Origin of the sequence: Silanimonas sp. (assembly GCF_044377035.1) — a bacterium.
GTDB lineage: Bacteria > Pseudomonadota > Gammaproteobacteria > Xanthomonadales > Xanthomonadaceae > Silanimonas.
This window is the reverse complement of the sequence record NZ_JBILJW010000036.1, coordinates 1-9,689: the sequence shown is the minus strand read 5'-3', so window position 1 is coordinate 9,689 and position 9,689 is coordinate 1. Positions and strand designations below refer to the sequence as shown.

At 70.6% G+C, this 9,689-nt stretch carries 6 protein-coding genes; 1 reads left to right on the top strand and 5 read right to left on the bottom strand.

Going from position 1 to position 9,689, the window contains the following annotated elements; translation table 11 throughout:
- A partial coding sequence (locus ACIQ6S_RS13645; RefSeq protein ID WP_397608832.1) for an META domain-containing protein occupies positions 1–482 on the top strand: 482 nt, incomplete at its 5' end.
- Positions 483–504: 22 nt separating this feature from the next.
- On the opposite strand, the gene asnB is transcribed toward ACIQ6S_RS13645, so the two are convergent.
- The 5 genes from asnB to ACIQ6S_RS13620 form a co-directional block, all read right to left on the bottom strand.
- Positions 505–2,196 (bottom strand): asparagine synthase B, encoded by a 1,692-nt coding sequence (gene asnB / locus ACIQ6S_RS13640; protein ID WP_397608831.1) that lies wholly within the window; start codon positions 2,194–2,196, stop codon positions 505–507.
- 159 nt (positions 2,197–2,355) lie between these two features.
- The gene (locus tag ACIQ6S_RS13635; RefSeq protein WP_297876133.1) at positions 2,356–3,651 is read right to left on the bottom strand and encodes an NTP/NDP exchange transporter; all 1,296 of its coding nucleotides are present in this window, start codon (positions 3,649–3,651) and stop codon (positions 2,356–2,358) included.
- Between the two features lie 113 nt (positions 3,652–3,764).
- Positions 3,765–4,904, bottom strand: a complete 1,140-nt coding sequence (gene dapE / locus ACIQ6S_RS13630; RefSeq protein ID WP_397608830.1) for a succinyl-diaminopimelate desuccinylase — start codon at positions 4,902–4,904, stop codon at positions 3,765–3,767.
- Positions 4,901–7,333, bottom strand: a complete 2,433-nt coding sequence (locus ACIQ6S_RS13625) for a condensation domain-containing protein (protein ID WP_397608829.1) — start codon at positions 7,331–7,333, stop codon at positions 4,901–4,903. The genes dapE and ACIQ6S_RS13625 overlap by 4 nt, the downstream gene beginning before the upstream one ends.
- Positions 7,299–9,689, bottom strand: a 2,391-nt coding sequence (locus ACIQ6S_RS13620) for an SDR family NAD(P)-dependent oxidoreductase (protein ID WP_397608828.1), incomplete at its 5' end; no start/stop codon positions are given. The genes ACIQ6S_RS13620 and ACIQ6S_RS13625, both read right to left, overlap by 35 nt.

The window sequence follows — 9,689 nt, the reverse complement described above, 5'->3', positions numbered from 1 at the left end:
AGCTCGCACTTTCCGCCAGCGCCACCGTCTGCCGCGACAGCATCACGGGCATGCCTTACCCGCACAGCGTCGTGGTCCAGGTGGACGGTCGCGAATTCTCAGGCTGCGGCGGAAACCCCATCGACTTGCTCACGCCGAACGAGTGGACGGTGACGAGCATCGGCAGTGCGGCGATGAGCGGCCGCCCGCCGACGCTGCAGTTCAGCGCCGATGGGCGCGCGTCGGGCTTCGCGGGCTGCAATCGCTGGACCTCGTCCGCCTCGGTCAGCGGCGAGGGCCTGAGGCTGGGCATGGCCGCCGCCACCCGAATGGCCTGCCTCGACGACACGGCGTCGAAGCAGGAGTCCGACTTCCTCGCCGCGCTCGGCCGCGTCACCCGCTTCGACGTCGACGCCAACGGCGAACTGCTACTGAAGGCCGGCGACGACACGGTGATCCGCGCGACACGGGCCGCCGCCGACGCAGGGCAGCCCGAAGCCTGAGCCCTGCCTCGCGGGTCGTGGCTCAGCCTGCGACGGCCTGCTCGTGCACCCCGGCGATGGCGCGGCCGCTCGGGTCGGCCGCCTTCGCGAAGGCCGCGTCCCAGGCGATCGCCGCGGGCGATGAGCAGGCGATCGACTTGCCGCCCGGCACCGTCGCCGCCGCTGCGCCGCCCGGAAAATGCGTTTCGAAGATGCGGCGGTAGAAGTAGGCCTCCTTGGTCTGCGGCGGGTTGATCGGGAAGCGGCGCTCCGCGCCAGCGAACTCGGCATCGCTGACCTGCGCTTGCGTGTGCGCCTTCAGGCCATCGATCCAGCCGTAGCCGACGCCGTCGCTGAACTGTTCCTTCTGCCGCCACAGGATGCTCTCGGGCAGGCAGCCCTCGAACGCCGTGCGCAACAGCCACTTCTCCACCGGCCGCCCGCCGGCCATGCGCGCGCGGACGCGCTTCTGCTCGGGGTCGATCGCCATCGCCGTGTCGAGGAAGGCGAGGTCGAGGAAGGGCACACGGGCCTCGATGCCGAACGCCGCCATGCTCTTGTTGGCGCGCAGGCAGTCGAACTGGTGCAGGGCGTCGAGCTTGCGCACCGTCTCGGCGTGGAACTCGCGAGCATCGGGTGCTTTGTGGAAGTACAGGTAGCCGCCGAACACCTCGTCGCTGCCCTCGCCCGACAGCACCATCTTGATGCCCATCGAGCGGATGCGCCGCGCCAGCAGGAACATCGGCGTGGAGGCGCGGATCGTCGTGACGTCGTAAGTCTCGATGTGGCGGATGACCTCGCTCAGTGCATCCAGCCCTTCTTCGAACGTGAAATGGAATTCGTGGTGGGCGGTGCCCAGCGCCTCGGCGGCCACGCGCGCGGCGGCAAGATCCGGAGAGCCTTCGAGACCCACCGCGAAGCTGTGCAGGCGCGGCCACCAGGCCTCGCTCTTTCCGTCGTCTTCGACGCGCTGCTTGGCGAACTGCGCCGCGCACCAAGCGATCACGGAGGAATCGAGCCCGCCCGACAGCAGCACGCCGTAGGGCACGTCGCACATCAGCTGGCGGCGCACCGCCTGCATCAGCGCATCCTTCAGCGCGGCGGGGGCGATGGCGTGGCCGTCGACGGTGGCGAAATCGCGCCACTCGAGGGTGCGGTAAGGGCGAATCACGCCTTCCGCCGAGTCCAGCAGGTGACCGGGCGGGAAGATCGCCACGTCCTCGCAGACGCCGACCAGCGCCTTCATCTCCGAGGCCACCCACAGCCGGCCCTCGCGGTCGTGGCCGAAGTACAGCGGGATCACGCCCATCGGGTCGCGGGCGACCAAGTAGCGCTGCTTCGCCGCGTCCCAAAGCGCGAAGGCGAAGATGCCGTTGAGCGAATCGACGAAGCCCGGCCCCTGCTCGCGCCACAGGGCATTGATGACCTCGCAGTCGCTCTGGGTCGTCAAGGTGTAAGGCACGGACAGGCCGGCCTCGAGTTCGCGGTGGTTGTAGATCTCGCCGTTCACCGCCAGCGCGAGCGCACCGTCGGTCGAGCGCAGCGGCTGCGCCCCGCCGTGGATATCGACGATGGAGAGGCGCTCATGCGCCAGCACGGCACCGGCGTCGGCATACACGCCGCTCCAGTCGGGGCCGCGATGGCGGATGCGCGCCGCGGCCTGCACGGCCTGCCGGCGCAGCGGTTCGAGTTCGGTGCCGGGCTTGAGCCCGAAGATCGCGACGATGCCGCACATGGGAATCTCCTTGGGGTTTCGAAAGCGCAAAAAGGAGAAGGCCCGCGCTGTTGCCAGGCGGGCCTTCGGGGTTCGGGGTTCGATGTGCTGAACGCGCCTAACGCCGCGGCCGCCTTTCGGCGTTGCGGTTATTGGCGTTATTGCGGTTGAGCGCGAGCGTTAGCATGGTTGTGACCCTACCCCTTCTGTCGAGGCCTTGGCAAGCACACGCTGCCGCCAGCCCAGCCACAGGCCGAGCGCGGCCCACAGCAGGGCCAGCGGCACGGCAGCGCCAGCGAGAGCGTAGAGGCCGAGGCCCAGTCGGCCCAGCAAACCTTCGGACTGTGCGCCCACGATGTCGCCCACACGGTAGACGAAGGTATCGATCACGGCCTTCGCCTTGTACTTGTCCTCGCGGCCAAGCACGGTGAACAGCGTCTCGCGTGCCGGCCGCATCACCGCGCGCTGCACGGCGCGGAACACGGCCTCGAAAACCACCAGGGCTACCAGCGAGCCGACCATCGCAAGCCCGACGAAGCCCAGCGCGGCGACAGCGGGCAGGAAGGCTAGCGTCATCGGCATGCCGATGCGCTTGATGAGATGGCCAGCGAAGACCATCTGCAGCAGCAGCGTGGCCACTTGCGTGTAGAAGTCCACCTGCGCGAAAAGTGCCGTACGCGCATCAAGCTCGCTCTCCATGCCCGCCACCAGCTGCAGGCGAGTGAAGTAGAGGAAGGTCACCATCACCGCGAGGATCAACACGTACAGCGCGATCCCAGACAGGTACGGCGAACGCAGCACCGCGCGCAAGCCAGCCCATGCACTGCCGCCGACCGGCGCTTCGCCATGGCTGGCCGCGACCCCTACCGGCACCGCTTCGGTGTGGCGGATCACCAGTGCCGCCAAGCCCAAGGCCGCAACAAGAAGTCCTGCAGCCATCAGCAGGAGCATCGGGGTACCCACCGATTCGACCGAGGCCCCGGCCACCCAGGAACCGGCGATAGCACCCAGTGTTCCGCCGGCAGCGATCAGAGGGAACAATCGCTGTGACTGCCCCATCGTGAACCGGTCCGCCATCAGCGCCCAGAACACCATGGTCACGAAGAAATTGAAGACGCTGAACCAAACGTAGAACACCTGACCGCTGCGCTCGCCCACCGCCTCGGGCGCCGCCACGAGCAGCAGGTGGAAACCCGCCAGCGAGACGGCGAAGAAGCCGTAGCAGGCGGCGATGACGTGCATCCGCCGCAAGCGGGCCACCAGCCAGCCGAAAAGTGGCTGCGCCAGCAGCGTTACCAGGGCTGTCCCGAAGAACAACCATCGGATCTCATCCATGCCACGCTGCATGCCGAGCGCGTCCCGCGCGGGCCGCAACAGCATCAGCGCGGCCAGGACCGTGAAGAAGTAGAGGCCCGCCAACAGCACCGCGCGCCACTCGCCGGCCTTCAGGTTGAACAGTCGAAGCAGCGCGGCCATCGGCGTTCCCTTGTCAGTGACCTCACCGACCTTAGAACTCAGCCGGCCGCTCGCCACGTGCCGAAGGCCATGCCTTCGCCCCAACCACGATGGCCCCACCGGTCCGCCGACGACTAAGCGCCGTGCCCGTCCCAGACGCGCGTGATGACCTCGGCGAACAGCGCCGGTAGCGCCTCGAGCTCGTCGAGGCGGACGCCCTCGTCGATCTTGTGGATGCTCGCGTTGCCGGGGCCCAGTTCGACGCACTCGGCGCCGAGCGGCGCGATGAAGCGGGCATCGGAGGTACCGCCCTTGGTGTTCTCGTCAGGCGTGATCCCGCAGCGGGCCTGGATGGCCGCGCGCGCGGCACGGCGCAGCACGCCTTCGTCGCAGTGGAAGGGTTCGCCCGAGCGGCGCCAGCGGCAAGCCGCATCGACGCCGTGCTTCGCGAGGATCGCTTCGAACTCGGCCACCAGCGCATCGCTGGTCCAGTTCGGGTTGAAGCGGAAGTTCGCCACGAACTGCAGCGCACCGGGGATGACGTTGTCGGCGCCGGTGCCCGCCGTGATGTTCGACACCTGAAAGCTGGTGGGCGGGAAGCTGGCGTAGCCCTCGTCCCAGCGCCGCGCGCAGAGCTCGGCCAGGGCCGGCGCCAGCACGTGGATCGGGTTCAGCGCCTTCTCGGGATAGGCCACGTGGCCCTGCACGCCGCGCACGTCGACCGCGACGGACAGCGAGCCACGACGGCCGACGCGCAGGACATCGCCGAGGCGTTCGCTCGACGAGGGCTCACCGGTGATGCAGTAGTCGATGCGTTGGCCGGTGGCGCGGAAGTGCTCGGCCACCTTGCGGACGCCGTCGATCGACGGGCCTTCCTCATCGGAAGTCAGCAGCACGGCCAGCGTTCCGGGGTGGTCCGGGTTCGCGGCGACCAGCTGTTCCATCGCGACGACGAAGGCGGCGACGCTGCCCTTCATGTCGGCAGCACCTCGGCCGTGCAGCACGCCGTCGCGCACCGTCGGCACAAAGGGATCGGAGGCCCAGGCCTCACGCGGGCCCGGCGGCACGACGTCGGTGTGGCCGAGCAGCACGATGACCGGGCTGCCCTGCCCGCGCGTGGCCCAGAGGTTCTTCACGTCGCCGAAGTCGAGCGACTCGCAGCGAAAGCCCAGCGGCGCGAGCCGCGCGGCGATAAAGGCCTGGCAGCCGGCGTCCTCGGGCGTCACCGACGGGCGTCCGATCAGGTCCTTCGCCAAAGCGACAACATCACTCATTCCATCACCGCCGGGGTCGCATCGAGAACTTGCGAGTCTAGCGGTGCCGGCGTCGACGCCATGCAGGCATCGAGCGTCGCTTCCAGCCCGCGCACGAGGGCCGCGATCGTGGCCTCGTCGTAGAGCGCCGTCGCGTACTCCACGAGCCCGCGAACCCGCTCGCCGTCGTCCCAGAACCAGAAGCTCAGGTCGAGCTTGGCACCGCCGTTCGGCAGCGCCTCGCTCGTCACCTCGAGGCCATCGAAGCGCAGGGCCATCGGCGCCTCCTGGAAGGTGTACCAGACCTGCACCAGCGGGTTGCGCGAGGGGTCTCGCGGCACGCCGAGCGCCTGCAGGATGGCCGGGAACGGCGTGTCCTGCACGGCCTGCGTGCGCGTCACCTGGCGGCGCACTTGCGCCAGCAGTTCGTCGAAACCCTGCCCTTCCGGCAGATGCAGTCCGAGCGGCAGCAGGTTCATGAACAGTCCGACGACGGGCTCCAATTCCTCCGCGTTGCGGTTCGCGAACGGGCAGCCGATGACGAGGCGATCCTGGCCGCTGGCCGCGCGCAGCAACCGCGCCAGTGCCGCCAGCATGACGACGAAGGGCGTCTGCTGCGTGGCCTGCGCGAAGGCACGAAGTCGCGCGCTGGTGCCGGCCGACAGGGCCAACCGATGCTCCGCGCCGGCGAAGTCCTGCCGAGCGGGTCGCGGACGATCCGTGGGCAGGCGCAGCACCGGCGAACAGGCGGCCAGGCTGTCCATCCAGTGCGGCAGGCGCTGCGCGATCGCCGACGCATCGAGGGCGGCGGCCTGCCAGACGGCGAAGTCCGGCAACTGCAACCCGGCGGCGACGAGGGCCGGCACCGAACCCCGACGACGCAGCGCGTAGCGCTCTTCGAGCGCTCGACCGATGTGCAGCACGGCGAGGTGGTCGACCAGCACGTGGTGCAGGCAGAACAGCAGCACGTGCTCCTCGGCGGCGAGCTTGACGGTGAGGAACAGGCATGGCGGACCGGCGGCGAGATCGAAGACATGCCTCGCGACCAGCTCGCGCACTTCGGCCAGCGCCGCCGCGCGCTCGGTCTCCGGCATCACCGAGAGATCCACCGATTCGTGCATGGGCACGGCGGAGGGGTCGACGACCTGCCGCACCTCGCCATCGGCCACTTCGAAATGCGTGCGCAGGGCCTCGTGGGCGGCGACCACATCGCGGATCGCACCGGCCAACGCATCGGCATCGAGCGGGCCGCGCAGCGTAAAGGCGAAGGGAATGTTGTAGGCCGTGTTCTCCGGCGCGGTGGCCTGCACGTAGAACAACTGGCGCTGGCTGTGGGTGGTCGGGAAGCGGAAGCGCCCGTCCAGACCGGGAACACGCGCCACGGATTGCAGCGGGGTCAGCGGCGAGGCGCCGCCGGGCGACAAGGCCCCAGCCTGTTCGGCCAAGGCGCTCCAGTCGCGGATCCGCGGTGCTTCGAAGGCGGCGTCGATCGGCAGCGATACGCCGTCCTCGCGCTTCAGTCGCGACAGCGCGCGCGTCAGCAGCAGGCTGTGCCCGCCAAGGGCGAAGAAGTCATCCTCGATGCCGATGCCGGAGAGGTCGAGCAGGCGTTCCCACAGCGCCACCATCCGCGACTGCATCGGGGTTCCTGCGGCGATGAAGGGCGTGCCGCCGGAGCGACGCGCTACCGGCGTCGCGGTCGTCGTGCCGACATCGGCCGAAGCGTCCGCGGCATGCGCGGCGCGGCGCGTGTCGGCCACCAAGGCGTCGACGGAGCGACGCGCCAGCGCGACCTGCGGCGGCAGCGCGTGGGACAGCACGGTGGCGATGGCGGTGAAGGCCTCGTCGCTGCCGAAGCCGTCGCGGAAACCCACATCCAGCAGGGCGCCGCCGGGCGTGGCGGAGCGACGCGCTCGCGTTGCGGCAGCGAGCCGGCGCGCCGGCTTCAGCACGAAGTCGCGCACCCGCACGCAGGGCTGTCCCGCCGCATCGAGCACATCGATGTTTAGCACCAGGGAATCGTCATCGGCACGGGCGCATTGGCGGCTGGTCACGCGGGCCGGCAAGGGTGCAAGCACCTCGATGCGGCCGTAGCGGAAGGGCAACAGCCGAGCGGCATCGACCCCGGGCGGTGCCAGCGCCGCCTGCGCGGCGCCGAGCGCCATGTCGAGCAACGCCGGATGCAGCGGATGCGGGCCGTCGAGGCCGAGCGCGGCTTCCAGCTGCAACTCCGCCTCGCCCTCGCCCACCTCGAAACCGCGCAGGCAGTCCCACTCCGGCCCGAAATGCAGTGCCGGGTGCGCGTACACCGGCGGGCGCGCCGTGCGCGGCGACCGCAAGTCGAGCGGCGATGCCGGGCCCGAAGGCGCGCCGTCGGCCAAGACGTCGAGCTGCAGCACGACGTGCTCGGTGGCTTCACCTTCGCCGGCGCCGCGGCTGGTCAGGCTCACCTCGAAACGGTTCGCCGACGACGACGGCGTAGCTTTGCCGGCCGCGTCCAGGGGCAGGAAGCGCAGGGCGATCTGCCGCGATGGTCAACCCCTCGCAGGCGAAGCGCGTGAAGCGGCCGCGCAGCGCCTGCATTGCCCAAGCCACCAGGTCGAGCAGGCCCGTACCGGGGAGCAGTGCGTCGCCACTGGCGAGGCGATGTCCGTCGAGCACCCAGTCGCTTTTCGGGCCGACCACGCCGCCGAAGACGACGGCGACGCCCTCGTCGCGGCGATGGCGCAACAGCGGATGCGCCTGCGGCAGGCCGTCGTCGAACGGCGGTGGCGCGAGACCACGCTCGGCCGCGAGGCGCGCCGCCATGCCGGCGTCGCGCCAGATGCTGAAGGCGAGCGCGGTGTGCCGCGTGGTGGTTGACGTCGCATCGGCTTGGGCGGCGAAGGCATCGAGGAAAGCGTTCGCCGCGGTGTAGTCGACCTGACCGGAGGCACCCATCTGCGCGCTGATCGACGAGAAATACAGCACCTGCGACGCATCCAGGGACTCCGCCACGGCGGCGACCTCGCGCGCGCCCTGCAGCTTCGGCGCGAGCACCGCGTGGGCGGCCTCCATCGACTTCATCGCGATCAAGGCGTCGTCGAGCACGCCGGCGGCATGCAACACGGTATCGAGACGCTTCAGGCCGGCATCCTTCGCGGCTCCGGCCAGCGCGCCGGGCCGCGCGAGGTCGGCGACGAGCACGCGCGCCTTGAGACCAAGGGCGCGCAGCGCGTCGATCCAAGCGGCGCGCGACGAACCCGGCTCGATGGCCGTGCGACTCACCAGCCACAGGCACTCGACGCCACCGCCCAGCGCGAGGCGCTCCGCGATGTCGCGACCGGCGCCGCCGAAAGCCCCCGTCAGCAGCACGTGGCCGCGGAACGCCAGCGCGGCATTGGTGTGGGCCGGCGCGATACCCAGCGGCTGCGAATGCGGCACCCAGCGCTGGCGGCCGCGCAGGGCGACGGTTTCCGCGGGGCAACCGGCGCGCAGCTCCGCCAGCAAGGCGTCGATCGCGCGCCGGGGCGCGGCCAGCGCGGCGGCGTCGAGGTCGAACCAGGCGCTGCGAAGCGCAGCGGCCTCCTGCGGCCAAGTGCGCACCGGGCCGGCGCGCAGGGCCTGCGGCGGACGAAGCGCAGAAAGATCGCCCACCGCCTGCGCCTGCACACCCACGCTGAGCCACGTCATTCCCCCGCCATCGGCCCAAGGAGAAAGGCCCTGCGCCATCCGCAGCGCATCGTCGAACACCATGCGAGAAGACGCTTCCAGTCCGTCCAGCGGCGCATCGAGCGCCCAAAGGTCGAGCAGCACGGCCGGGGCCGGCGTGGCGGCCAAGGCCTGCCAATGCGCGCGTTCGCCCGGGTCCAGCGTGATGTGGGATTCCTCCTGCGTGAACGCGGCCGCGCGATGCACGCGACGCACCGCCACGCCTTCCGCGGCCAAGGCATCGGCCAGGGCATCACCGATCCCGGCGCCATCGCAGAGCACCAGGGCCGAGGCGGGAAGCGCGCCCGACAGCTCGCGCGGCAGCGGCACGGGCTGCCACACCGGCGTCTGCAGCCAAGCCTCGGGTGGCAGCGCGGCGGCGCCTTCGTCGCTCGCGGCAACAGCCTTCGGTGGGTCGATCCAATGCTTCACGGCAGCGAACGGGTACGTCGGCAACGGCACGCGCCGTCCCGCCGTCGGCTGGTCCCAGCGTGCCCAATCGACGGCCACACCGCTGGCCCACAGCCGGCCCGGCAGCGCGGCCCAGGCCGAGGGCTCGTCGGCGTCTTTCGGCAACAGCACGACCGAGCGCGCATCGGCCCGACGCATCGTCGCGAACGTCGACAGCGTGCGGCCCGGCCCCACTTCGACGAGCACGGCATGGCGCAGCCGGTCGATCGTGGCCAGTGCCTCGGCGAAGCGCACCGGCTCGCGCAGATGGCGCACCCAGTAATCGGGACTGGCAGCGAGATCCGCCGTCAGCCAATCGCCCGTGCAGGTCGAGACCACGCGCAGGCCGTCCACGCGCGCCGGGGCTGCGGCCACCACGGCCGCGCGGAACGCGTCGAGAACACCATCGAGCTGCCGCGAGTGGAAAGCCGCCGAGGTTTCGAGGCGACGCGCGCCGACACCCCGTTCGATCAGCGCGCGCTCGAAGTCAGCGACGGCAACGTCGGCACCGGCGACGACGGTCTGCCCCGGTGCGTTGATGGCCGCGACATCCAGCGTGGCGGGCAGCTGCGCGCGCAACTCGCCTTCGTCGAGGGCGACGGCCAGCATCGCGCCCTTCGGCGCAGCGGCGCACAGCGCGCCGCGCGTCACCATCAGGCGCAGCGC